Annotated in this window: 23 protein-coding genes and 1 pseudogene; 19 read left to right on the forward strand and 5 right to left on the reverse strand. The window is 40.5% G+C overall.

All coding sequences use genetic code 11. The features are described 5' to 3' along the window. Window positions 1-239 precede the first annotated feature (239 nt). Complete coding sequence (locus E6139_RS02530; RefSeq protein WP_316401473.1) at window positions 240-1,100, reverse strand: AraC family transcriptional regulator; 861 nt, start codon at window positions 1,098-1,100, stop codon at window positions 240-242. A 181-nt stretch (window positions 1,101-1,281) separates the two neighbouring features. Here E6139_RS02530 and E6139_RS02535 point away from each other — a divergent pair, with 181 nt between their 5' ends. The 3 genes from E6139_RS02535 (at window position 1,282) to E6139_RS02545 (ending at window position 3,160) form a co-directional block, all read left to right on the forward strand. Beyond that, window positions 1,282-1,944, forward strand: coding sequence for an alpha/beta hydrolase (locus E6139_RS02535; RefSeq protein ID WP_316401474.1), 663 nt, complete (start codon window positions 1,282-1,284; stop codon window positions 1,942-1,944). Window positions 1,945-2,292: 348 nt separating this feature from the next. Beyond that, complete coding sequence (locus E6139_RS02540; RefSeq protein WP_316401475.1) at window positions 2,293-2,826, forward strand: MarR family winged helix-turn-helix transcriptional regulator; 534 nt, start codon at window positions 2,293-2,295, stop codon at window positions 2,824-2,826. Between the two features lie 4 nt (window positions 2,827-2,830). Continuing rightward, entirely contained in the window at window positions 2,831-3,160 is a 330-nt protein-coding gene (locus E6139_RS02545) for a YciI family protein (RefSeq protein ID WP_316401476.1), read from the forward strand. A gap of 150 nt (window positions 3,161-3,310) precedes the next feature. Here E6139_RS02545 and xerS (E6139_RS02550) read toward each other — a convergent pair whose 3' ends face one another. Beyond that, on the reverse strand, window positions 3,311-4,420 hold the full coding sequence (gene xerS / locus E6139_RS02550; protein WP_316401477.1) for a tyrosine recombinase XerS: 1,110 nt from the start codon (window positions 4,418-4,420) through the stop codon (window positions 3,311-3,313). Window positions 4,421-4,635: 215 nt separating this feature from the next. Here xerS (E6139_RS02550) and E6139_RS02555 point away from each other — a divergent pair, with 215 nt between their 5' ends. Both E6139_RS02555 and E6139_RS02560 read left to right on the forward strand, forming a co-directional pair. Further along, a complete protein-coding gene (locus E6139_RS02555) occupies window positions 4,636-5,685 on the forward strand; it encodes a trifunctional transcriptional activator/DNA repair protein Ada/methylated-DNA--[protein]-cysteine S-methyltransferase (RefSeq protein WP_316401478.1) in 1,050 nt (349 codons plus the stop codon). 409 nt (window positions 5,686-6,094) lie between these two features. Continuing rightward, window positions 6,095-8,293 carry a hypothetical protein gene (locus tag E6139_RS02560; RefSeq protein ID WP_316401479.1) on the forward strand — a complete coding sequence of 733 codons (2,199 nt, stop codon included), beginning with the start codon at window positions 6,095-6,097 and terminating at the stop codon, window positions 8,291-8,293. A 49-nt stretch (window positions 8,294-8,342) separates the two neighbouring features. Here the strand turns inward: E6139_RS02560 and E6139_RS02565 are convergent, their stop codons facing one another. After that, window positions 8,343-8,669, reverse strand: a complete 327-nt coding sequence (locus E6139_RS02565) for a hypothetical protein (RefSeq protein ID WP_316401480.1) — start codon at window positions 8,667-8,669, stop codon at window positions 8,343-8,345. Window positions 8,670-8,681: 12 nt separating this feature from the next. Further along, complete coding sequence (locus E6139_RS02570; protein WP_316401481.1) at window positions 8,682-9,080, reverse strand: helix-turn-helix transcriptional regulator; 399 nt, start codon at window positions 9,078-9,080, stop codon at window positions 8,682-8,684. A 234-nt stretch (window positions 9,081-9,314) separates the two neighbouring features. Here E6139_RS02570 and E6139_RS02575 point away from each other — a divergent pair, with 234 nt between their 5' ends. The 14 genes and pseudogenes from E6139_RS02575 (at window position 9,315) to E6139_RS02640 (ending at window position 24,916) form a co-directional block, all read left to right on the forward strand. Then, complete coding sequence (locus E6139_RS02575; RefSeq protein WP_316401482.1) at window positions 9,315-9,959, forward strand: TetR/AcrR family transcriptional regulator; 645 nt, start codon at window positions 9,315-9,317, stop codon at window positions 9,957-9,959. A 114-nt stretch (window positions 9,960-10,073) separates the two neighbouring features. Continuing rightward, window positions 10,074-11,312, forward strand: coding sequence for an MFS transporter (locus E6139_RS02580; RefSeq protein WP_316401483.1), 1,239 nt, complete (start codon window positions 10,074-10,076; stop codon window positions 11,310-11,312). Window positions 11,313-11,453: 141 nt separating this feature from the next. Beyond that, window positions 11,454-12,209 (forward strand): alpha/beta hydrolase, encoded by a 756-nt coding sequence (locus E6139_RS02585; protein ID WP_316401484.1) that lies wholly within the window; start codon window positions 11,454-11,456, stop codon window positions 12,207-12,209. A gap of 84 nt (window positions 12,210-12,293) precedes the next feature. Continuing rightward, window positions 12,294-13,049, forward strand: coding sequence for an alpha/beta hydrolase (locus E6139_RS02590; RefSeq protein ID WP_316401485.1), 756 nt, complete (start codon window positions 12,294-12,296; stop codon window positions 13,047-13,049). Window positions 13,050-13,100: 51 nt separating this feature from the next. Continuing rightward, complete coding sequence (locus E6139_RS02595) at window positions 13,101-14,120, forward strand: LacI family DNA-binding transcriptional regulator (RefSeq protein ID WP_316401486.1); 1,020 nt, start codon at window positions 13,101-13,103, stop codon at window positions 14,118-14,120. A 109-nt stretch (window positions 14,121-14,229) separates the two neighbouring features. Beyond that, window positions 14,230-16,434, forward strand: coding sequence for an alpha-galactosidase (locus E6139_RS02600; protein ID WP_316401487.1), 2,205 nt, complete (start codon window positions 14,230-14,232; stop codon window positions 16,432-16,434). 12 nt (window positions 16,435-16,446) lie between these two features. After that, complete coding sequence (locus E6139_RS02605) at window positions 16,447-17,637, forward strand: MFS transporter (protein WP_316401488.1); 1,191 nt, start codon at window positions 16,447-16,449, stop codon at window positions 17,635-17,637. Between the two features lies 1 nt (window position 17,638). Continuing rightward, window positions 17,639-18,184, forward strand: coding sequence for a sugar O-acetyltransferase (locus E6139_RS02610; RefSeq protein ID WP_316401563.1), 546 nt, complete (start codon window positions 17,639-17,641; stop codon window positions 18,182-18,184). Between the two features lie 80 nt (window positions 18,185-18,264). After that, window positions 18,265-18,486 carry a type II toxin-antitoxin system RelB family antitoxin gene (gene relB, locus E6139_RS02615; RefSeq protein ID WP_316401489.1) on the forward strand — a complete coding sequence of 74 codons (222 nt, stop codon included), beginning with the start codon at window positions 18,265-18,267 and terminating at the stop codon, window positions 18,484-18,486. Between the two features lie 9 nt (window positions 18,487-18,495). Further along, window positions 18,496-18,750 (forward strand): annotated as a pseudogene (locus E6139_RS02620) (type II toxin-antitoxin system RelE family toxin); the annotation flags it as partial. A 212-nt stretch (window positions 18,751-18,962) separates the two neighbouring features. After that, window positions 18,963-21,416: a serine hydrolase gene (locus tag E6139_RS02625; RefSeq protein ID WP_316401490.1), complete on the forward strand. Its 2,454-nt coding sequence runs from the start codon at window positions 18,963-18,965 to the stop codon at window positions 21,414-21,416. Window positions 21,417-21,580: 164 nt separating this feature from the next. Next, window positions 21,581-22,783 (forward strand): phosphoenolpyruvate hydrolase family protein, encoded by a 1,203-nt coding sequence (locus tag E6139_RS02630; RefSeq protein ID WP_316401491.1) that lies wholly within the window; start codon window positions 21,581-21,583, stop codon window positions 22,781-22,783. Window positions 22,784-22,864: 81 nt separating this feature from the next. Beyond that, window positions 22,865-24,082: a Tm-1-like ATP-binding domain-containing protein gene (locus E6139_RS02635; RefSeq protein ID WP_316401492.1), complete on the forward strand. Its 1,218-nt coding sequence runs from the start codon at window positions 22,865-22,867 to the stop codon at window positions 24,080-24,082. Between the two features lie 3 nt (window positions 24,083-24,085). Continuing rightward, window positions 24,086-24,916 (forward strand): phosphoenolpyruvate hydrolase family protein, encoded by an 831-nt coding sequence (locus tag E6139_RS02640; protein ID WP_316401493.1) that lies wholly within the window; start codon window positions 24,086-24,088, stop codon window positions 24,914-24,916. A 137-nt stretch (window positions 24,917-25,053) separates the two neighbouring features. Here the strand turns inward: E6139_RS02640 and xerS (E6139_RS02645) are convergent, their stop codons facing one another. Continuing rightward, the gene (gene xerS, locus E6139_RS02645; RefSeq protein WP_316401494.1) at window positions 25,054-26,196 is read right to left on the reverse strand and encodes a tyrosine recombinase XerS; all 1,143 of its coding nucleotides are present in this window, start codon (window positions 26,194-26,196) and stop codon (window positions 25,054-25,056) included. Window positions 26,197-26,331: the final 135 nt, after the last annotated feature.

Consider the following 26,331-nt stretch of genomic DNA (forward strand, 5'->3'; position numbering starts at 1 on the left):
CTCCGAATTCTTTACGGACATCATAAGCAAAGTCTTGGTGTTAGGATGATTTGGTGGACACATTTTGAGAGAGAACCATAATACCCTCGAACGAAAGGAAGTTCACCAAATAAGAAAGTATATCCAAGAAAAAAAGAGCGCTCTCTAGTAAAAAAGCACTCCTAAAATTACTTTATTAGACTAAAAGCCTAAGTTAGCCTGGGAAAATCTTCCTAGCCCAACTTAGGCTTTTTGCTACTCTATTTTTGCTTTACAGCAATCCAAATTTCACTGTAAACGTTCTTTGGATCATCGCCAAATCTAATGAAGGAAATTTCTGGTGCTTCGACTAGTTCATAGTCCGAAGAGGGCAGCCATTCCGCATAGATTTTCCCCCAGTTTTCCTGTAATGTAGTAGGAAAAATTCCTTCACTTGGAAAGATTGCCCACGTATGACTAGGAATATGGATTTGTTCCAAGTCACTAAAAGGATTGTCCTTGGTCGTAGCAATCCCAATCATATGAGTCAGCTCACCGGTCTCTTGTGAACGGTCCTGATCAAAATTATATGAGGCATTTAGTACTTGATGGGGATATAAATCCTCCAGTTCATGCATTTCCGCTTTTTGATGCGAAGTAATGCCTTCCGCCAGCTGACGGATCGCTTCATTTTCACCTTCAAATTGATAAGGAACCTTTTTGGATACGCCAACTAAATGAAATGCCGCTTTTTCTTCAATTTTAAATTTCATTGAACTTCCTCCTTTAACATCAATAAAAAACGAGAGCTTAGGAAAGGATTTTTGAAGCTTGTTTTTGCTGACATCTGAAGGCGTATACCCGCTCCATTCACGAAAAGCCCGAGAGAAGCCTTCAACTGTTTGATAGCCATACATAAAAGCCACTTCGGTCACTTTTTTACCGGCTATCAGATCGGCATTAGCCAATGAAAATTTCCGGTTTTTAATGTAATCAAACAAAGTCATCCCCGCAATGAAGGAAAAGGTCCGTTTCAAATGGTATTCCGAAATCCCAATAGCTTTGGCTGCTTCAGCAATAGAAAACTCTTCTGTTAAGTGGGCCTCAATATACTCAATTAGATGATTCAAATCCTTTATCATATTTCCTCTCCTTACTCATGTTCCTATCTTATCAACGGAGCACCAAACGTACTTGATATATCTTAGACGGCATTCATCAACTCTTGTCTAGCATACAACAAAAGTCCGTTTCCCGCTTCTTGCGTATTTAGAACTATCCTCTATAATTAAAGCCAGCAAGATACTTGAAAGGAGCTTCAACATGAATATACACACAAACGGCATTTCACTTTTCTATCAAGTCAGCGGCAGCGGGGAACCGATGCTGTTACTCCATGGAAACGGGGAGGACCATCAAATATTTACTGAATTGGGCGCAAAGCTGGCTGACCATTACACAGTCTACGCTATTGACAGCCGCAATCATGGACAAAGCCAAAAAACCGAAGATTATTCTTACGAAACCATGGTGAATGACATTTTCGGATTCATCGAGGAGCTAGATTTAGGACCAGTGGATTTAGTCGGCTTTAGTGATGGCGCGATTATCGGGTTAATGCTGGCAATGAAGGAACCGATGTTGATTAAGAAAATGGCTTTGCTAGGGGTTAATTTAAAGCCGGAAGATTTTACCGAAGAGAGTTATCAATTCGTCAAGGAAACCTACGAGGAAACGAAAGATCCATTGTTCAAATTAATGCTGGAACAGCCCAACATTGAATTGGAGGAGGTTAGAAAAGTAGTTACACCAACACTGTTAATCAGAGCCGATGGCGATATTTTCAAACCAGAAACCTACATCAATCTGTTGGCGACCTTGCCCAATGCAACCTTGAAAATCATGAACGACCACGACCATGCCAGCTACATCAGTAATCAGGATATGCTGTATCCTCATTTAATGGATTTTTTTGGTAATAACTAACGAAAGCTATTAAAAGAGCATTCTTAATAAACTCAAGAATGCTCTTTTGAACTCTTTTTTCATCACAGTGTCAATCTTATAGAGGAGGGCAGACTCCGTAGTGTTCTTTTTTTACTTAGTTTCCAAATAAAGATCCGTTGCTTAATAACTGAATATTTTTGTACTTTTCCTCAATATCATGAACGTAGTGCTACATAAGGCATAAGCTGATAAAGGTCATTATGAACAGATGGTAAACAGCCTCCAAGAATTTCAAAAATACCATTTCGGTAGAGATATTGTTGCCTTATCTTTTGAGGTCCCGCCAATTACGTGTTTAATGCGGCAAAATACTTTAAAGCAGATTAGTTGCAAAGGAAACTAAATGAAGCTATACTCATAATAGTTTCAAATGAAACTATTTTTTGGATGGAGGGAAAAACGATCGGAAACCCTACTATTGGCTGGAGTAACACGGCAATTTATCGTAATTTCCAGTTGCTATTGAGTAAAAAATTAGACAACCTAGAAATAAAAAATGGTCAATATGATTTTTTTTATGTGATTGCCAGTAATGAAGGCATCACGCAAAAAGAAATTGCAGAGATATTGAGCATTGGTAAATCAACGGTTGCTAAAGCAGTAAAGAATCTAACTGACAAAGGTTATGTAGAAAAAAGAATCAATAGTCGTGATAAGCGAGTAGAGCATCTTTTTTTAACCGACAGCGGCAAAAAAATGGCTCCAAAAGTCAAAGCCATTTTTATTGAAAACCTTGAGGTAGCTGAAAGAGGACTCAGTGTAGCGGAAAAGGATTTATTGATCTCCTTGATGCAAAAAGTTTTACGAAATGTAGCAGATGAAAATAATCGTCTTGATACAAAAAACAACAAAGGAAGGTAACACAATGAAAACATATTTAGTTGATGGCTCATTTACAAGACCAATTGATTTTAAAGATCCAGAGATCGCTGAGTTAATGAAGGGACATATGGATTTTCTTGATCGTGGCATAAGTGAAGGCTGGCTGTTGTTAACAGGTGGAAAATTTGAAGAAGAAGGTGGAGGTATCTTGATAATCAAGGCAAAGGATAGAGAAGAAATTAATGCTATCATGGATACCGATCCTTTAAAAATAGAAAAAATCAATGACTATTGCATTAAAGAATTTGGTTTTGCAAAAGGACAAGATGCTGTAAAAGATTGGTTCGCAGATGCAATGCCAAGTATTGATTAGAAACAGACCAAAGGAACACTGAAGCTTACTAGAAGTAGTAAGCTTCAGTGTTCCTTCTTTATTAATTCCATTGGAAAAAATCGAAGCAAGAATAATGAAGTTCATTTGTCAATTTTTCCATGAAAAAACTTTTTTCTTATTGTTATGCCATCACGTCCACAAATCATTCATCGCATCGCGTTTTTTCTTCCCGGCGATATGGGTATACACCGTCGTAGCCGACGTTCCTGATTGCCCTAGTTGTTCTGCGACTTGAACTAGGGAGTTCGTTTTGCTGTAAAGCTGAGTAGCAACGGAGTGCCGCAGCTTGTGAGGCGAGATTCTGATTTTGAAGGCCTCGGAATATTTTCCTACCATTGCTTCAACAGCACCGCTGGCGATGCGTTTGGCTTTGCCGCGGTAACGAGTCAAGAACAGGGCGGTCTCCTTTTCATCTGGCTGATAAAGTTGAGCTCTTTGGGCTAAATACTCGTTTAAGTATTCGATAGCGATCGAAGAGATGACCACCATATCCCATTTTCCGCCTTTTCGATAGACACGCGCTTCACCTGCGTTCAGGTCAAGGTCTTGCAGATTCATATTTACTAGTTCGGACAACCGCATGCCGGTTCCAAGGAAAAGACCGATAATCGCGAGGTCGCGTACCTGATTCTTCTTAAAGGCTGTGATCGCCTGACGTGATTCTAACGTATCGATATAGCGTTTTTCGATAAAATCGAGAAAATCCAAGGCTTCTTCATCTAGGAAAAGCTTTTTCTCGATCGCGGCTCCGCGCTCCGCCATGGTTTTATTATCCTTGACATTTGCGACTTTTCCCATCATATTGTGTTCAAGATAAGGTTTGCCGGTGTCGCGGTCGATTGCTTCATTGAGATAGCTGAATAGGGAACGCAGAGCTGTCACTCCACGTTGTACAGTCACGTTTTGACGTAAGGGCATATCTTGTTCGCTCTCTTCTAAGCGTTTTTTTGTGGATTCTTTCAAGATTTTCGGTGCTTTGACTAGATGGGCTTTATAAAATTCCAAGTCCTCAGGCCACAGCTTCGCAAATTCATCCAAGGATATCTCTGATAGTTTGTCAGCTAAAGAAAAGCCTTCTTGGATCAGCCAATTCAAAAAGCGCCGATATTCTTTGGCATATTCATAGAGGGTGATGGATGAATATTGATCACCACTTTTTTTACGAAAATAATTCTGAACAAACCAAGGGAAAAATTGGATTTCCTCCTCCATCCGTCGATTGGCTTCTTGTTGATTCATACTGGTCAGCTCCTTTATAATTAGAAGTATAAATCAGAGAAGAAACGCTGTCAAACGTCAGTTATTTTATATAATATCATTATCGTTGAAACAAAATGCATACTCATTTTATAGTTATTTAATGAATAATGGAAATAAAAAATAGTTGTTCATTTTTCGAAAGAAAGGCGCGAGCTAACGGTCTATAATAGACGCAATAAAGGGGGAAGTCATTCATGATTACTTCGAAGAAAAAACAAACTGAATATTATCGTGCTTTGAAGGAAAGGGATCGTAATTATGATGGGATATTTTTTGCCGGGATAAAAACGACGGGTATCTTTTGTCATCCAACCTGTACCGCGCGTAAACCGAAGATGGAAAATTGTGAATTTTATCCAACGGCAGAAGAGGCGCTGTTGGCGGGCTATCGACCATGTAAAATTTGTCAGCCATTGTCGTTTCCCCACGCGATTCCTGAAGAGGTACAATTGTTAGTGAACGCAGTGGAGGAGCATCCAGAAAAACGCTGGAAAGAATCTGATTTTTCAGCAATCGGGCTGAATTCTGCCACAGCACGCAGAAAATTTAAAGACATTTATAATATGACCTTTGTTCAATATGCTCGTGCACGCCGTATGGGATTAGCTTTCAAGGAAATCAGTCAAGGCAGCAAGGTAATTGATCAGCAACTTGAAGCAGGCTATGAATCTCCAAGCGGCTTCAATGATGCCTTCACCAAAATCATGGGTAATCCGGCGAAAAAAGTGGCGACGCGACCATTGAATGCTTCATTCATTTCAACACCGATCGGTCTAATGTTTTGTTTAACAGATGAAGAGTATCTTTATTTACTGGAGTTTGAGGATCGACGGGGCTTGGAGAATGAGATCGAAGCCTTACGAGCGAAGTACAATTTCCGGATCATCTATGGTCAAACAGCCATCAATCAACAGGTCGAAAAACAATTGAATGAATATTTCCGCGGCGAACGAACTGAATTTTCATTACCGTTGTTCTACGATGGTTCACCTTTCCAAAAAGAAGTCTGGAAAGCTTTAGCGACTATTCCAAGTGGCGAAACTGTGAGCTATCGCGAGATCGCACTGCGACTAGGCGATAAAAATAAAGTTCGTGCGGTGGGACGAGCAAATGGCTCCAATAAAATAGCGATCATCGTTCCTTGTCATCGAGTGATCGGAAGCGATGGTAATCTGACCGGTTACGCTGGCGGCTTGGAGCGGAAACAGTATCTGCTAGATTTAGAAAAGAGAGCAGCAAATTAGTCAAATACGTTATGCTTTAGGCAAAAAAGCAGAATATCCTCCTATCGCCCTCTGGCTGGGTACTTTTTGATAAATTTGGTGTTTGGATTGGAAGATATATCCATGAAAACGAGTCGAATACGGCTCGTTTTTTTGCTCCATCGGAAATAAGAGCAGACAATCCGTTTCGACTTGATTCTGAGAAATTAGTCTGATGATTCATCATATTTGCTTTTCCTACAAAAGTTTAATCATTTCTTGATCTTCCTTCAATCCTTCATCTTTAAGTTTCATTTAAGTCGAACCGATTAGATTTATCTAAGATGAAAAGCATTATTACAAAAATAGATTGTTGCTAATTAAGGGAATAAGACCCATTTCCGCATCTTTTTGTAAGGGAGCTTTATTTTCAACTTAAGGAGAGAAGAGGATGAAGAAAAAAATTATCTTAATGGGGGCAACTATCTTTACAGCTTTCTTTTGCTTAGCTGGATGCCAAAGTGAGGAAACTACCACCGAGACAAGTAACAAGGAAGAAAAAAAGGAAAAATCTGTCGTGCTTAAGGATGCGGACAGTAAGAAAACCATCGAACAAACGTTAAATCTAAAAAACAATTCGGAACAGGAATGGACTTATTCACAGGAAGCCGATGCATGGATCCTATCAGTAGTCACTACCGTAACAAATCCGGAAATTGAAGATCAGCAGGGCGTTTCCGTTTGTGTTCCCGGGAAGTATGTTACTGGCATCGATACGAATAGCGACGGAAAATCAGATATAACCACGGAAAACTATTCTGATGTAGTCAAAGGTTCCTTAGTAATCGATTATGATGCCGAAATCACTAGTACTAATGGACAAAAATATACTGCGGAGGCAGCTCCGGTCATTCTAAATACTGGCGCTGCTGGTTATGGCTCGTCTAACAATTCAAAAGCAGCCACTACTTATGCTAAAGAAGGCTATATCAACGTTACATGCGGCAATCGGGGAAAACAAGATGTCGCTACGAATGAAGCTGGTGAAGAATATTATACTGGTGATGCGCCTTTATGTTTAGTAGATCAGAAAAATGCGGCTCGTTACGTTAAATACAATATCTTACTGGGAAATCTTCCTGGCAGCGCAGATCATTTTGTTGCTACAGGAGGTTCTGGTGGCGGAGCCCATGCGACCATGTTTGCAGCCACGTCAAACAATTCTGATTACTACGATTATGAAATAGAAGCTGGTGCAGTAGGTGTTTATGCAAACACAGATGGGAGCTATTCTTCTACGGTTACTATCGATGGAAAAGAACAAGAACTTTCAGATGGTGCTTGGGGATGCATCGCATATAGTGCCATCACCTCTTTATCTGAGGCTGATGCGGCAATGGCCTTTGAATACTTTATGGACAGCACTTATGATTTCAGTACCGCCTTTCAAAGTCAATTGGCAGAGTATCTATCAAAAAGTTATATGGACTACATCAACAAACAAGATCTTCACGTGTCAGAAAAGGACATTGATATCGACCTAAACGGTGATGGTGATAAGAAAGATAATGTTGCATTGACGATCAAATATGACTTAAATAAATATCCAGAAACAAATGGTTATTATGGAACATACTTAGATCTGTATCTAGCAGAATTTACTGAAAATCTACAGTGGTATTTGGATAATCTGGATTATACCGAAGGCTGGACTTGGTTCAATGCAGAAGGGCAGCCACTAAGCAATGAGGAAGTTGCAGCGATGACTAGCGAAGACCGTTCCAAAGCCTTTATTGAAGGTCGTTACGCAAAAAGTACGAACTCAGAGAGCGGACCTGGTGGTATGGAGGGTGGCGCGCCAACTGGTGATCTTCCTAACGGTGTGATGGGTGATGGAGATGGCCCACCGGATATGGCAGATGCTTTAGGCGAAGTTGGCACACCCGATGCTGGTACGACGCAATCTGTATCTGGCGGTGTAGACTCCGCAAATTATGAAACTTATGAAGAGATGTTGGAATCCTACAAATCCGATATAGCAGAAATCGAAAAGGGAGATAAGTACGGCAATAATATTGTAGATCTGTATGATCCGTTAAAATATATCGGCGCAAAAAGCACTGAGAATCCGACATGGACAAAAATTGTTATGGGAGCCTCCGAAGGTGATATGTCCATGTTCTCTTCACTGAATCTGCAAATTGCTTGGTTGAATACTGGTGTCGACGCTAACATCGAGTGGCAGTGGGACGGTGGACATGTACCGTCTGAGGTACTGGGGAATTCTTTCAGTCTATACGTGGATCAGATGTATGGTGAATACGTAAACGATTCAGCAACAATTAAAAAATCCGAGCCAAAAACACAAACTGAAAACGGTACTGAAACTGAAGCAACCGGCACAGATATAAGCAGCTGGGTTAATTATGACGATACAAATGAGGTTTCCTTTTCTCTAGCGGATATTGCTAACTATCGAACCAGCACAGCAAGTAAATCTGTTCCCGGCTTTGATGTGATTGATTACGGACAGGAAGACTATGTGTTCGGCAGTTCCACTCAAGACGCTCGCCACTGGAACCGAAGCTTATTAGATATCTTTGAGGAAAACAGTGAACAACTTTCAGCTCTATTCAATAAAAATGAGTAGTAAAAAAGCAGAACTGATTTAGTTCTGCTTTTTGTGTAGGTTGGTCCGTTTAAGTGAAGCGGAAAATGGTTGCAATAAACAATAAAAAGAGGAAAAATAGGACCACTAGCAAACAATAGATTTTCCGCTTGATTCTTAGAAATTGCTCCGTTTCTGCCGAATTCATTGTGCTAGTTGTTTTTCTTCGGGTAAAGAGATACAAAAGCAGGCCTCCGCCATTTTGACCGCCGGTAGCTATTAGTGACCAGAACTTTGGATTTTTGATCCCGCGACTTTTAGCATCAATCATCACTAATGAAAAAATGTAGTAGCACATGCAGGCCGCAGCCAAGATCAGCAAACTCATTAAAAGAATCATTATTGTTGTTTGGTTCATGAGAATCAGCCCCTAAATTTTTTTGATAATCAAGTAGAAGAGCGATAGACAATTTGCACCGATCAAAACAAAAATAACAAATAGAAAGGTTTCGCTCATATTTTGATTGACTAGGAGAAACAACATCAAAAGAACATTGACGAAAAGCATCCCAATAAAGATTTTCAAGAAGTGATTGACCACCGTATTCTCCTGTAAATGCTTGACCATTTCTTGATCTCCCTTCAATAATTCATCCAAAGACAGGCCATAGATTTCAGACAGGCGAATGATTCGCGCGATGTCAGGGTAGCTTCTGCCGTTTTCCCAGTTTGAGATTGTTTGTCGCGTGATGCCTAGTTCTTCAGCAACATACTCTTGTTTCAAATTCAGTTCATTTCTCCGCATTTTTAATCGTTGTCCAACATCCATTTTGCATCCCTCAATTACCAGTAGTCTTTCTTATAGCATAAAACAAATTGCCATTTACCGCGAGAAAAATCGGGTAAAAATGCTTTTACATCTTGTGGTTAAGGGATTTATTATTACTGACGAGCCGCAATCGCAAACAGAAAAGTTTACTTTTTTAAAGAAACTGTTTGACAATTGGCGTATTAAGGATTATATTTTAGATAGATACCAATGGTATGTAAAGGAGTTGAATCGATGGCTCGAGGAAAGAATCCAGAAGAGACTAGACGAAAAATTTTAGAAGTTTCGAAAAAATTATTTCTTGAACAAGGCTATGACAATACCTCAATTCAAGATATCGTGAACGGCTTGGATGGCATGACAAAAGGTGCTATCTATCAGCATTTCAAGTCGAAGCTGGAAATTTTCGAGACAATCATCGAACCGGCCGCCACGGCTGAGGAAAGCTTGAGCAAACACAAGGGAAACAACGGTATGGAACGATTGCAGAGTGCGATCCTGGATGCCTTCACTGACTATTCTCGCATGCAGCTGAATTATTCAGCGGCAGTCACACTAAGAAGTCCGCGCTTCATCGGTGAACAGTTTATAGAAATGTTTCAGGTTGTGATTCCAGAGATCAAGAAGATCGTGGAAACGGGCGTAGCCGATGGCTCGATCGAAACAGAGTTTCCCGAAGAGGTCGCAGATGTCTTAATGCTGAATCTGAATTCTTGGATTGGATTGCATTTGACTGTTTTTTCAGAGGAACAGTTAAAACGCAAGGTGCTTTTTACCAAGAAGCTATTCGATGGTGTCGGGATTCCCATTTTTAATGAAGAGATCATGACAGAAGCCTACAAGATGTTTGAGTTTATAAAAAAAGATAGCAGGGAATAAGCTATTTTTTTTAAATATATAGATACCAACGGTAGGTATGATAAAAATCACTTTGATAGATAGTTGCTGGTTTTTGAGGTTGTTGCATAAGGTTTAGGAAAGTAGGCGTTTATAATGAGAAAAAATAAAAATTTTAATCTATTAATCGGGAGTCAATTATTTTCAGTATTAGGAACCACCATCGTTCAGTTCGTCATTTCATTGTATGTATTAGATATTACGAAGTCAGCGTTGACATTTAGTGTAATTGCTTCATTGTCGATCGTCGGGCGTTTGGTTTGTTTACCTTTCTGTGGTGTGCTGGCGGACCGTTTGCCGAAAAGAAATTTGATGTTGTTGATGGATTGTCTGTATTTGGTTCTATCAGTTGGCTTGTTTTTAGTTACACGTTTGGCTAATCCTGTTACCGCGATTGGTGTACTGACAGTAATCATCGGTATGGTGTCAGCATTTGAAACTCCCGTTGTTCAATCAGCGATCCCTGTAATTTGTGAGGAAGAGGAGATTCCTCAGGCAAATGGCATCATCAGTTCGATTGGGACATTAGGTACGGTGCTTGGACCGATTATTGCCGGGATCATCTATCGTTTTGATGCCGTTTATCAAATCTTTGTCATCACTGGTGTATTATTCTTGATCGCAATCTTTTGTGAAGTGCTGCTGAATATTCCGGTTCAATCACAGGCAGCAATGGAGGGATCATTGTTCCAAGTAGTGGCAGGGGATTTAAAAGAAGTAACGCATTATTTGAAGGTGCAAAAAGTGATTGTAAAGGTTGCGGCAGTGGCATTCTTATTAAACTTCTTCCTTGCTTCTTTTATTCAAGTCATTATCCCGTATGTTTCGCGGATTCAATTAGGTGCTAGTGATGCACAGTTTGGTCTGATGAACACGATTTTTGCGATTGGCAGCTTGTTAGGAACGGTGATTTACGGAGTCATCGCCAATCGTTTGAATGAAGCTAGTATCACCAAGAATCTGATTTTTGTGGCAATTCTGTTCGGTTTGCTCGTTATTCCTTTCGGGTTGATCAAAGATTCTACAATGGCCTTTTGGATCATGACAATCATCGTTGCGTGTGCGATGGGGGTAGTAACGGTAATTTCGGTTCAATTGATCGTGTATATCCAATTAGTTTCCGCTAAAGCACTGCTTGGGCGAATTATGTCATTAGTAATGATCGTGACAACTTTAGCGATCCCTCTAGGACAAGTGATGTATGGTAGCTTTGCGGCGGTGGCCTCTACTCAAATGCTGCTTATGTTGATCATCGCGACTTCCGTTGTGACGGTTTTGATCGCGATTTTCTCTACCCGAATCTTTAAACAAATGCGTGTAGAAAGTGAAGTTTAATTAAATATCACATTATTTGTTAATTGTCCAACCCATATTTTTTATATTTTATAAAAAAACTTTTATAACCAATGACAGTTGTCGTTGGTTTTTCTTGTTATACTTGAAATGGAATGTATTAAGTTCTAAGGAGGGATTGTAGTGTGTTTCTTTAGCTATAATGGAAAGAATGTCTTTTACGAAACAATCGGAGAAGGAAAACCACTCGTATTTTTGCATGGTAATACCTCATCATCAAAGTTATTTAAACCCATGTTGCCCCTTTATAAAGATTATCAGGTGATTTTGATCGATTTCTTAGGTTATGGACAATCGGATCGTTTGGAAAAATTTCCGACAGAACTTTGGAAAGATGAAGCCCGTCAAACGATTGCCTTATTGGAACACTTAGACATCACAGAAGCAAACTTGGTAGGAACCAGTGGTGGAGCCTGGGTAGCAATAAATGCAGCATTTCTTAGACCAGACCTGATTGCTACAGTCACTGCGGATAGCTTCCATGGTCGAACACTGCCAGATGATTATGATGAAGAAATATTGGCAGAGCGTTCTTTAACGATGGAAGACCCTGAATTCTCCGAGTTTTACCACTGGTGTATTGGTGATGATTGGAAAGATGTGGTTAAACGCGATACGGATTCCATGTGGCGTTTAAGTATTTCTAGACGAGAATTATTCTTCGATTCCCTGCAAATTCTTCAAGCTCCTTTACTTTTAACAGCAACCAAAAAAGATGACACGATTCGTCCGAATATCGAAAGAGAATACCAAGCGATTGTCGGCGAAGTCATTCACGGACACTTCAAGATTTTTGATAAGCCTGGACATCCAGCGATCGAGTCAAGCTCCGAAGAAGTAGCAGAAACAATCAACCAATTTATTTATCAATATAGTTAAAACAAACAAGAATGGCGATCAAATGGCTGGGTAACGAAATTAATCCAACCTTTGATCGTCTTTTTTCCTACAGGAGGGTTCTGTATGAGTTTCTTCAATTACCACGACAAACAAATTTATTATGAAAGAATAGGAGAGGGCAAACCGCTGCTATTCCTACATGGCAATACCTCTTCATCGAAGCTTTTCTCGCCAATGTTGCATCTGTATTCAGATTTTCAAATCCTCTTAATTGATTTCTTAGGCTACGGTCAGTCTGATCGCTTAGCAGAATTTCCTACAGAGTTATGGAAGGACGAAGCTCGCCAGACAGTTGCGTTACTAGATCATCTTCAACTTGGAAGAGTTGATTTGGTTGGAACCAGCGGCGGTGCCTGGGCTGCGATTAATGCGGCATTATTACGACCGGACTTAATCGCTACTGTCACAGCCGATAGTTTCGATGGACGCTCGCTTCACGAGGGCTTTGGAGATGAGCTGTTGGCCGAACGAAAAGCTGTCGCAGCAAACCCGGAAACCGCTGTGATCTATCAGTGGTATCTCGGTGATGATTGGGAATCGATTGTTAAAAAAGATACCGATTCGCTGCTTCGCCTAATTCGATCAGAGAAAGGTTTATTTTTTGATTCTTTAAAAACGTTAAAATGTCCTTTACTGCTAACAGGAACTATTAATGATGGCATGATTCGTTCGAATATCAAAGAGGAATATCAAGCGATCGTTGATGAAGTCCCGCAGGTACGGTTCCAACTGTTTGAGAATCCAGGACATCCAGCGATTGGTACGAATATGGAAGAAGTTGCGGCAGCGATCATACAATTTATTACTGAATATAGTTGACGAGCGAAGAATTTCAAGTTATTGTTTAGTAAACAATTGAGGTGAACAATAATGGTTGGAATTCGAGATGTAGCCAGACGAGCGGGCGTCAGTCCGGGAACCGTCTCCAGAGTATTGAATAATGATCCTACGTTATCTGTTGCTGATTCAACGAAAGAACGGATCTATAAAGCAATCAAAGAACTGGATTACGATATTGATAAACGTAAGTATGTAAAACGTCGACTGCCATCGATCGGCGTCATTACCACCACCAGCCGCCAAAAAGAATTGGATGATCCTTATTTCAATGCCCTGCGGATCGGCTTAGAACAAGAAGCGCGGCGGCTGCATCTAGGGATGAATCGTGTCTACAATTTAGAAGACAATCCGAAAACATGGCAGGATTTCGACAAGCTGGGCGCGATCATCATCGTTGGGACCGTTTCAGAAACAGCTGTTAAACGTCTAAGTAAGCAAAATAAAAATATCGTGGTGCTGGATAATCCAGATATCAACCAAGAAGTCGATATGGTCTATGCTGACTTTGAACGCATGACCAAACGCGTGCTCCAGCTTTTCTATGAGAAGGGACATCGCCGCATTGGATATATAGGCGGGTTCAATATCGATATTGATGAAGATGGAAAGAAAATCTACAGTGATGATGAAAAACGTTTTCGCGCTTATCAAGCCTTTATGAAGGCCAATGATCTTTCTCCGCAAGCCAAGCTAGGTTTATGGGAACCCCTCGAAGGAAAACGAATGATGGATGAGTGGCTGGCATCGGGACAAGAACTCCCAACAGCGCTGCTAGTCGGCAGTGACCCATTATCGGTAGGTGTTTACCGTTCCTTGCAGTCAGCGAATATCACTATCGGCAAAGACATTGAGATCGCAAGCTTTGATGATATCGAAATTGCCGAATTTCTAACGCCGAGTTTAACGACGGTTCATATCAGTGCGCAGGAAATCGCTAAGGCTGCGGTACGGTTAGCCAAAGAGCGGATCGAAGAAGAACGACAGGAACCGGTGATCATGACTTTTCCTTCAAAATTAGTGGTGCGGGAAAGTTTTATTCCCAATAAATAGCGGTTTAGAGAGCTTTTGCAAAAAAGTTCTCTTTTTTTGCGAAATTCCCTTGACAAAAGTGTTTAGTAAACATTATAAGGTAAACAACAAGTTAAGGGAGGAACAAAAAATGAATCAGTCTTACATCGAATTTAATCAAGAAACCCAGGTATTCCACTTACGCAATAATGAAATCTCTTACATCGCCCAAATCGAAGAGAACGGAATCTTCAATCATCTGTACTTTGGCAAAGCCATCCAGCATTACAATGGAAACAAAAAGTATTTACGCCGAGATCGCGGTTTTTCCGGAAATGTACCGGGCAACGCTGAAAGGGCTTACTCAAAAGATACTTTGCCACAGGAGTATTCTAGTCACGGATCGATGGACTATCGCATCCCAGCCTCCATCATCCGCCGCGAAAATGGTTCGAACCTGCACGATTTACGTTACCATGACTATCGCATCGAAGCAGGCAAGCCAGAGCTTGAAGGCTTACCGCAATCTTATGTACTTAATGAAGAGGAGGCAACGACTTTGACCGTGGTTCTGAAGGATCGAGATCAGGAAATCTATCTGGAATTGGCGTATACGATTTATCATGACCGCCCGGTAATCACACGTTCAGCCAAGGTTCTGAATCAAACGAATGAAACCGTTGTATTAAAAAAAATTGCTTCGATGCAAATGGATCTAACCAATAGCGGCATCTATGACGAAGTGATCTCTTTACCAGGTGCTCATTTAAGAGAACGCCAAATCAATCGTGACAAAATCCATTCCGGTATCCAAAGCTTTGAAAGTCGGCGCGGTGCATCAAGTCATCATATGAACAGCTTCATCGCCTTAGTCAATCATGATACGAATGAAATGAGCGGCCCGGCGATTGGGATGCATTTGGTTTATTCCGGCAATCATGCCTTCCAGTTAGAAAAAGATCAGATTGACCAAGTTCGCGTGCTAGCCGGAATCAATGATTACAATTTCTTGTGGGAGCTTTCGTCCAAGGAAGTCTTTCAAACACCAGAAGTCATCCTGACTTATTCCGATCAAGGCTTGAACGGCATGAGCGGCAGTCTTCATCATTTATTACGTGAAAGAGTTGCCCGTGGTGAACATCAATTCAAGGAGCGTCCGATCTTATTAAACAATTGGGAGGCGACTTATTTTGATTTTGACAGCAAGAAAATCGAGCAGATCGTTGATGAAGCCGCGGATCTAGACATTGAAATGTTTGTCTTGGATGATGGCTGGTTCGGTCATCGAGATTCAGACAACTCGTCCTTAGGGGATTGGTTCGAGTACGAGGGCAAATTGAAGGACGGCTTAAAAGGAATCGCGGATTATGTTCATGACAAAGGCCTGCAATTCGGTGTTTGGTTTGAACCTGAAATGATCTCGGTCGATTCGAAACTCTATGAAGAGCATCCAGATTACTTGATGCAGGAGCCGAACCGCACACCATCTTCTTCTCGTGATCAGCATTTACTAGATATGGGACGCAAGGAAGTGCGGCAAAATATTGAAGAACAGATTTGCCAGATTTTGGACGAGGTGCCGATCGATTACATCAAATGGGATATGAACCGCAGCTTGTCCGATGTATACTCCATCGAGCTTTCAGCCAAAAATCAAGGCGAAACAGCGCATCGCCACATTCTTGGGGTCTATGAATTGATGGAAAATCTATTGGCGCGTTATCCGAAGATCTTGTGGGAAGGCTGTTCTGGCGGCGGTGGACGTTTTGATGCCGGCTTCCTGTACTATATGCCGCAATCTTGGCCAACGGATAATACCGATGCGGTGGAACGGTTGAAAATTCAATACGGCACGAGCTTGGCTTATCCAATTTCCTCAATGACTGCTCACGTTTCAGCGGTACCGAATCATCAAACTGGTCGGATTACTTCTTTGAAAACCAGAGGAGATGTTGCCATGAGCGGGGTTTTCGGCTATGAACTGGATTTGACGGAAATGTCAGAAGAAGAGAAAATGATTGTGAAGGAACAAGTTCAACAGTATCAAGAAATTCGTCCGCTGGTTCAATTTGGTGAATTCTACCGTTTAAATAGTCCTTTTGAAGGCAATTTGACCGCTTGGATGTTTGTTTCAGACGATAAAGCAGAAGCCTTAGTCATGATGGCTCGCACGTTGGCATCCGCACAACCGGTATTTCATGATGTCTTTTTGACCGGATTAGACGAAAATGTTCGCTACCAAGATCAAGCAACCAATCAACAATACTTTGGCGATGAATTAATGAATCTTGGAGTCAATGTACCCGATTTCTATGGCGATTTCCAAACAACGTTGCTACATTTGAAGAAAGTTTAGGGGGAACAAAAAATGATTAATAAAAACAGTATCATGACCCGTTTATCTATCTTATCCATCTCACTTTTACTGACGAGTGCCTTATCGATCAATGGGGCATTGCCGCAAATGCGCGCAGCCCTTGGCATGACAACGACACAAGTTGAATTAGTCGCAACGTTACCAGCTTTAGCTGTTGTAGTATTCGTCGTTCTATCTAGCTTTATCGCTGAAAAAATCGGCACCAAACGTACCGTCCAACTAGGTTTGCTCCTAGTTGGCTTTGGCGGCGGGTTAGCGCCATTATTCTTGAATAGCTATATTCCAATCCTGATCAGCCGCTTCATTTTAGGTGCCGGCTTTGGTCTATTCAATTCACTAGCTGTTTCGATCATCAACCTATTATTCCAAGACGAACCAGAAGAACGAGCTTCTTTACTTGGTTATCGCGGAGCTGCTGAAAACATCGGAAATGCCGGATTGACATTATTAGCAGGGGCCTTACTGGCATTTGGTTGGAGATTTTCTTTCAGTGTCTACTTAATCGCTTTTCCAATCTTGCTTCTTTTTACCATCTTTGTGCCGGAAATCAAAGAAGTGAAGAAGGAAAAGACTAGTGAAAAAGGCGAACTTAAAGCTTCTGTCTATTTGTTAGCGCTTTTCGCTTTATTCTTAGTCATGACTTTCGTAGCAATTGGCGTTCGCTTCCCAACGATGGTGACCGATATCAAGGGCGCCAATTACAATGCATCAAATTTCTTGGCGGTAATGCCGATTATCGGAATCGTGACTGGATCATTATTCGGTTTTGTGAATCGTTTGTTAGGGGATAAATGTCTGTACCTCGGACTTGCTTTGTTAGCTTTAGCAACATTTATGATAGCGATTTCTGAAAATAATTTCGCCTTGCTGCTGATCGGCTACTTTATCAGCGGAATTCCCGGCAGCCTGATTTTTCCTTTCATTTATAATTCACTGAATCTGTATGCATCACCAGCCAAAATGACCGCGGCAACATCGATCATCCTGATCGGCTGCAATCTCGGAAACTTCATCGCGCCATTTGGTTTGAGTACTCTGCAACTCGTTTCAGGAACCACGAATCTTTTCGCACCATTCAAATTATTGAGCGTCCTATTGGTAGTGATTTTGGTGGGAATCTTCCTGCATGGAAAACGTCCCATACAACGCAACGTCTTAAATGGAGGAAAGAACCTTGACTAAAATGAAGGAACAAATGGACTCTGGAGAAAACTATTTTGAGACCAGCGAACTAAAGGAAGAGCAGGCCTTTTATCGCGATTTACTTTTCCAATTCAATCACACCTTGCCAAGTAACACACAAGAAAAAGCCAGAATTTTAAAAGAACTCTTAGGCGGCTTTGAGGATGGAGCCTATATCGAACAGCCGTTTCACGCGAACTGGGGAAAGAATACGTACTTCGGTAAGAATGTTTACGCGAACTTTGGCTTGTCGCTAGTCGATGATACGAAAATCGAGATCCAAGATGAAGTCATGATTGGACCAAATGTCACCCTTTGCGCCGGAACACATCCCTTATCACCAGAGTTGCGCTTACAGAAAGCTCAGTACAATTTGCCGATTACAATCGAAAAAAATGTTTGGCTCGGTGCTGGTGCGATCGTTTTACCAGGTGTCACGATCGGGGAGAACTCCGTGATTGGGGCAGGGAGTCTCGTTACGAAGGATATTCCGAAAAATGTATTGGCGTATGGTTCGCCGTGTAGAGTGGTTCGTGATATTAATTAGTTTCTATGATTCCATTTTGTAAAAGTTTGTCTTACAATGATTTTGTTAGGTAAAGGTATGCAGATAAAAGAGGGAATCGTATGAATTCAATTACATTTCGGGTGTCTGATGAAGAAAAAGAATTTATACTGGCGATGGCCGATTTAAACGGTATGACTGTCTCAGAGTTGGCACGAACAAAACTAATTGAGTCACTTCAAGATCAAATCGATATCGACATTTATAAAAAATTAATGGTGGAACATATGGAACAGAATCAAAGTATTTCTCATGAAGAAATGAAGCGAGAGCTTGGTTTATGACAAAAAGTAAAAGTCAGATACGAAAAAGCCGCAATTAAAGCTTTAAAAAAGATGGACAAATACCAATCGAGATTGATACTTGCATGGATCGAAAAGAATCTACAAAATACCACTGATCCTAGAATTCATGGCAAAGGTTTGACCGCGAATAAAACTGGGCTGTGGCGCTATCGAATTGGTGATTATCGTTTAATTTCAGATATCAGCGATGAAACAATCACCATTTTGATTCTAAAAATCGGGCTCCGCAATGATGTCCATTAATAGCTTTAAAAAAGCCTTCTTGATTATTTCTATTTATTTGAACAAACACAAAAATATTTTTATTCAGGTATGTGATGTGATTTATAACATTGCATACCTTTTTTATGTAGAAATGATAGCCTTTTAAAAATTATATTCACTTTTCCTCTAGCTTGATTTCTTGTTATAGGTGATAATAATTAATAAATAAAGTTTTATCTGGAGGGGTTGGAATGAAAAAGGGGCACTTAATTATTTTGGGGATGTTGGTAAATCTCTTATTTACTCCGCAAGTCATCGCGGAAACAGAATCGAGTAGCGGGCTGGTTGCAGATAGGACCGTTGAAACTACGGTACAATCATCGAACAATTCCGCTTCAACTGACAATACCGCTGAAAGCACTTATGATAGTTCATTAAATAATTCAGATCAGATTAGAAACGAAGAGCCGCCATCGTCTCATACAAATGACACAGCAACCGGCTTACAAGAACAAAACACAATTGATTCGACAACAGAAACCTCTTCTTCAGAAACAGCACCTCCACCTGTGTGGGTGGCAAGAACAGAGTATTTCACTATCACTGATCCAACAAAGCTTTTTACAGATCCAGAAATGACCAAGCCGGCTAATGGCATTAAAAAAGGTACTACGGTAAAAATCATCCGCAGTCAAGAAACGGAAAATGGGGAAGTTCTGGAATTCCAATTTTCTAATGGCAAGCTATTTTATGGGAAAATCATTGCTGGTTCGATTGCCAATGATGCTTTCGGTATCCCAACCGCTAAAAACGGCTACTTAATCATCACTAATAGTAAAGCTTCAATCTTGCAAAATGGCGATGGCTCGCAAACACTGCCGGCAGCAAATTACTTAAAAGCGACACTTACCATCAAAGCTACTGCTCAGCATTTCAATGGTACCGCTTATTATCAGATCGCTAATGCTAAAGGGCAGATTCTCGGCTGGCTGCCACAAAAGGATAGTAAAACCACCGCTGCTCAGGGTGACTATCGTAATCACGGTCGTTACCTGAATCTAAAAGGAAATCAGACCGTTATTTGGACTAGCTTTGCTTTTACAGGTAAAAAAGATAACAAAGGTTTCCTAAATCGAACCTTGCTTGCTAAGGGAATCTATTATCATGCCAATGGCAAAAATTACCTCAGCGTATACGAAAGAAAGAACAATAAAGAAGCTTGGGTCGGTTATATTGAAGAGACGATGGCCTCCTATGCAGGCGGGGCGCAAGGAAACTATCAAACATACAATCGTTATGCGACGATTTCCAGAAACGACTACACTATATGGAACAGTTTCAGTTGGAATCCAAAACGCACTTCAAAATCTGTTTTTGGCAGAACTTATTTAGCAAAAGGACGTTATCTTCATTACAATGGTTCGACCTATTTGAGCTTGTATGATAGTAAGAATAACTGGATCGGCTACATCAATGATACTGGAACGAAAATCACCAATGCTCAGCAAGGCATCTGGCAAAATTTCAACAAGTATATCACTGTTACGACCAAAAACTATACTGTCTGGGACAGCTTTGCTTGGAAGAAAAAACAAGGCAGCTCTGCCTTATATGGAAAGACCTATCACGCCCAAGGACAATACAAGCATTACAACGGTTCGACCTATTACAGCTTGTACGACAATAAAAACAAATGGCAGGGGTACATCAATGCGACAGGTGTTAAGGTAGCGGGTGGAAAACAAGGAATCTGGCAAAAAGGCGGACAAAAGGTGATCCTAACCAAACAAAATTGGGATCTTTGGAGCAACTTTAACTGGACACCTAAAGCAAAAAGCAACAACTATCGCAGCAAGCTGTTTACTGCACAAGGATATTATCAGCATTTCAACGGCTCACGCTATCTTTCGCTATATGACGGCAATGGAAAATGGTATGGGTATATCAATTCTAGCGCCACCAGAGTTGAGGCTTCCACCAAAAGCAAAATTAAAAGAGTTCAGGGTCTGCTCAATCGAAAGTATCGATCTGGGAATTATGGCATCTATGTCACTAGTTTGATTGATGGCGAAACTGCTCAAATCAACGGCAGTAAAACCTTCATGGGGGCTAGCACTGGAAAGCTGCCTGTTTTATACTACACACAAAAAATGATCAATGAAAAGAAAGTGAACCCTAATAAGCTCTACACCTACACTGATCAGATCAATCGCATGACCTATTCCTATATGCGCGGTGGAGCTGGAATTCTTCAAACAAAGAGATTGGGGAATCAATACAGCCTCTATACAATCATGGATTGGACCTGCAAGTATTCCGACAATCAAGGCGCCAATTTCTTAGGGTATTATGGGGCTAACAAATACGATCAAAAGATGAGAAATGAGATCAGTCGAGTGATCGGTCGTCGCTGGGATGGTATCCGTTACGTCACCGCACGTGAAAATTCCTTACTATTGAAGGAAATGTATCATAATGGTGGAAACGTTCTAAATTACATGTCTAACACAACCTATGATAAACAACGTCTGCCAAAATATCTACCCGTTCATGTCGCTCACAAAATTGGTGATCTGTACGGCTACGCCCACGATTGCGGCATCGTCTACACGAATAAACCTTATATCATCAGCGTAATGACAAATAATTCTAATTATGAGACAATCTCCAGAATGTCTAAAGAAGTCTACGATATAATGAAATAGGATTTTTTGAAATACTTAAATCACATTAAGCCGAATAACTGCATAACTATCTTTATTGATAGTTATACAGTTATTCGGCTTTTTATATCGCAACTTGGATGCCCTAGTGTTAGCATAGAATTAGAAAAATCGACGATAGTAACTAGTGAAAGTGTGATAAATAGATGAAGAGAGAAGTAATACTAAAAAAGCTAAAACGACAAATTTATGAAGGAAAGTTTCTTCTAGGTGTTGCTACGGCTACAGGAATGAGTGCGATCAACGCTAAAGAAGGTGGGGCCGACTTCATTTTAGCGCTAAATTCGGGGAAATTCAGACAGATGGGCAGAAGCTCATTAGCCGGTTATCTGCCATTTGCCAATAGCAATGACTTAGTAGAAAATTTTTCCATCAGGGAGCTCTTGCCGATCCTCGAGGATTATCCAGTCTTATTTGGAGTGAATACCACCGATCCATTGATGAATTCGAACGAACTGATCGAACATATTCAAGAATATAATTTCGCTGGTGTTGTGAACTATCCGACTATTTGCCTGATTGATGGACAGTTCAGAGAAGCATTAGAGGAAGAGAACATTAAATACTCTCAAGAAGTAGACTTCATTGAAAAAGCGAAAAAAGCAGGTCTATTTACCATGGGATTTGTTACAAATACTAACGAAGCAGAACAAATGGATCGGGTGAGACCAGATGTATTATGTATTCATCTAGGTCTGACAGAGGGAGGAAATCTTGGTGCTAAAAAGATGCGTTCTTTTGAAGCGATGCTTGCTACAATCCAAGAAATATGTACAATCCTAGAAAAAAGAAAGTCCACTAGTATTATTACAGTATACGGTGGTCCGATCAATGATTTGACCGAAGTCAGGTATGTCTATAATAAGTTTCCAGAAATTAGCGGATATATCGGTGGTTCAACATTTGAGCGGATAAATTCTGAGCAAATTCTTTCAACCCAAATCAAATCCTTTAAAGATGCTGCCCATACAGAACATGACAATCTGACCATTCAAATTCTAGAAGGCGTTGAAAAATATTATGATTATGTAGAGTTTGTCAAAAAATACATTCACGAAAACTATTCCACCAATATTTTTATCAGTGAACTTGCCGAGTTCACCAACTTATCCTCTAGCTACCTGAGTGATCTCTTTAAAAAGAAAACAGGAATTAGCTTTACTGAGTATCTGATCAAATTTCGCTTAAATAAAGCGATTGAACTGATGAAATCAACTGATTTGCGTCTCGTTGAGATTGCACAATTAGTCGGCTACCCTGATTATGCACAGTTTAACAAGATATTTAAGAAGTACATGAAGAAATCACCAAAGAAATACAGAGAATCGAATATAGACACTATTTTTTAAAAGAATAAAACGTTTTCACCGATTGTTTGCACAGCTATAATTACTTTGTAATCAAAAAGTTTAATAAGGAGGTACGAACGATTGAAAACAGTTGCATTAGTCGGAACTTTTGATTCAAAAGGCGCGGAGTATCAATATATCAAAGGACTTCTTGAAACACTTAATTTGAACGTCTTCACTATCCACACTGGCGTTTTTGAACCAACATTTACACCTGATGTTGATGTAGCAGAAATTGCAGAACAAGTGAATGGGAATATCCAGAAAATTCGGGAACGAAACGATCGGGCGTATGCCACCGATATCTTGTCAAAAGGATTGGAGAGCCTATTACCTAAGCTCTTCGCAAAAGGATTATTTGATGGTGTTCTATCCTTTGGTGGTACGGGAGGAACTTCTTTAGTAGCTCCGGGAATGCGGCAATTGCCTATTGGAATTCCAAAATTGATCGTCTCAACAGTTGCTTCAGGTGATACTAGTGTTTATGTTGGAACCAGTGACATCATGATGATGCCATCGATTGTAGATGTTTCCGGCTTGAACAAGATTTCTAAACGGATATTTGGAAATGCAGTGTCGGCCATGGCAGGTTTATTGAATTATCGCTTTGAAAATGAAGAAGATGAACGACCGTTAATCGCAGCGACCATGTTTGGAGTCACTACACCAGCAGTCAATTTCGCCAGAGAATACCTTGAAAAGAACGGATATGAAGTATTAGTCTTTCATGCGACCGGTATTGGTGGGAGAACGATGGAATCGTTGGTATCTGATGGCTATTTTAAAGGAGTTCTTGATCTAACAACTACTGAATGGGCAGATCAACTAGTGGGCGGCATTTTAAACGCTGGTGAAAAACGATTGGAAGCGGCTGCTTTAGCCGAAATTCCTCAGGTTGTTTCCTTAGGTGCGATGGATATGGTTAATTTCGGTCCCTTCGATACTGTTCCAGAGAAGTTCAAGGATAGAGAATTTTACAAACATAACCCGACTGTGACCTTAATGAGAACAACAATTGAGGAAAATAAGAAACTGGGTAAAATAATCGCCGAAAAGTTGAACCTAGCGAAAACAGACACTATTATCATGATTCCAAATGCTGGTTTTTCAGCTATTGATGTGAAAAATGGCCCATTCTATGATCCAGAAGCAGATGCGGCTTTGATCAACACAATCAAAGAAAATTTAAACAATCAAAAAGTAACCGTGATCGAAAAAGAAACAGCAATTAACGACAGAGAATTCGCGGAACTTTCAGCACAACAGCTAATAAATCTTATGACTAAAAAGGAGAAATAAAGAATGAATAAGCTAACGAGAAAAGAAATCGTCGCAAACTTTAAAGAAAAAATCAACAAAGGAGATGTACTTGTCGGGGTCGGTGCTGGAACTGGGATCACGGCTAAGAGTAGCGAAGCTGGTGGAGCAGATATGCTGATTATTTACAATTCTGGCAGATATCGGATGGCTGGAAGAGGATCATTGGCAGGACTTCTTTCTTACGGAGATGCTAATCAAATCGTTGTTGAGATGGGGCAAGAAGTCTTGCCTGTAGTAAAAGAAACGCCTGTACTTGCTGGTGTTTGCGGGACCGATCCATTTCGAGTAATGGAAATCTATTTAAAGCAGTTGAAAGAACAAGGCTTTAGCGGTGTCCAAAATTTCCCAACAGTGGGATTAATCGACGGCGTGTTCAGACAGAACCTTGAAGAAACAGGCATGGGCTATGATTTAGAAGTAGACATGATTAAAAAAGCTCATGATTTGGACATGCTTACCACACCTTATGTTTTCGATCCGGAACAAGCAAAAAAAATGGCGGAAGCCGGTGCTGATATCTTAGTAGCCCATATGGGATTAACGACCAAGGGAACGATTGGTGCAAAAACTGCCTTAACCTTAGATGACTGTGTTGAAAAGATCGAAGCTATTATTAAGGCTGGAAGAGAAGTAAACCCTGATATCTTAGTAATCTGTCACGGTGGTCCAATTGCAGAACCTGAAGATGCTCAATACGTGATCGAAAAAACTGAGGGAATTGACGGATTCTTTGGCGCATCAAGTATTGAACGCTTTGCGGCAGAAAAAGGCATTCGTGAACAAACAGCCGCATTCAAAAATATGCATAAGTAAACTATTTATAGTTAAGGATACTCTAAGCTCAATAGGAGCAACCGCACCAATCGTTCCCTATATTACTCCAGAGAAATAAAAAGAAAACAGAGATCAATCTACATATTAGTGAGATTGATCTCTGCTTTTCTGTTTTATTACGTCCACAAATCATCGATTACGGAGCGTTTTTCTTTCTTGACGATATGGGTATAGATTTCTGTCGCGGAGGTTCCGCGTTGACCTAAGATTTCGCTAACAGTTTTCAAGTTTTTCGTCTTTCTGAAAGCCATCGTTCCAACGCTGTGCCGCAGCTTATGTGGGGTCGTTCGTTTACCAAAAGCAGTGGAGTATTTGTCGATCATTTTTTCGATTGATCCGCCCTCCATCCGTTTGGCAACATTCTTGTGCTTCGTTAAAAACAAAGCCGGCACCGAGTCATCCGCATTATATAAAACCTTCCGCTGATCAATATATTCCTGAATGTAATCGATAAAAATAGGGGAAATCATCGCATGATCTAATGTATCGCCTTTACGCTGAACCTGAACATACAGTCCATCATAGTTGAGGTCGCTGACATTTGTATTGACCAATTCAGATAAACGAATGCCTGATCCGAGGAACAAGGCGAGGATCGCGGTGTCACGAATGCGATTTTTTTCATAAGCGATTCTTGCTTGGCGGGAGGACAGATTGTTGCCATAGCCCTCATAGACAAATTCAACAAAGTCGATCGCATCAGAATCCAAATAAAGCATTTTTTCAATTTTATCTTTTCGAACGGCATCAGAAGCATCGACACCACCATTTTCGATATTGACCATAATATTTCTTCTTAGCATCGGCCGAATGATATATTCACCCGTTTGTTCATCAAACTCCTCGACTTCTTCGTTTGCTAGATATTTGAAAAGGGAGCGCAGGGCGGTAATACTTCGTTGAACTGTAACTTTCAGACGATGGGTATTTCTTTCAGCTAAAGGGGATTGAGCGACGTCATTTTCATTTTTTCCTTCAAAAGTTCGTTTCGGTGATTGATTTAAAAAGGACTTGTATAGAACGATCTTATCTTTATTTAGTCTTTCAAAATCTTCCAGCCGGATCTCTGAAATATCATCCACTTGAATGATACGTTCTGAGGAGAGCCAGGAGAGGAATCGCCGATATTCCTTTGAGTATTCATAGAGTGTATTAGTCGAACGGGGGATTGCCTCCAAGTAAAGCAAATACTTTTGGATGAAATCCGGTAATTTTTCAAATTCCTTTTCGTAGCGTTCTTTTAGCATTTCTCGACTCATTTCGATTCATTCCTTTCATTTTGAAGTAGGAGAGGGAACGAAACCTCTAAATCCATTATAATTGGTATATACCATTTTGTCAATCATAAAATAACGATAATGGAAATATATGATAGGAGGGGATAAATGAACGAT

Source organism: Enterococcus sp. (assembly GCF_032555305.1).
Classification (GTDB): domain Bacteria; phylum Bacillota; class Bacilli; order Lactobacillales; family Enterococcaceae; genus Enterococcus_A.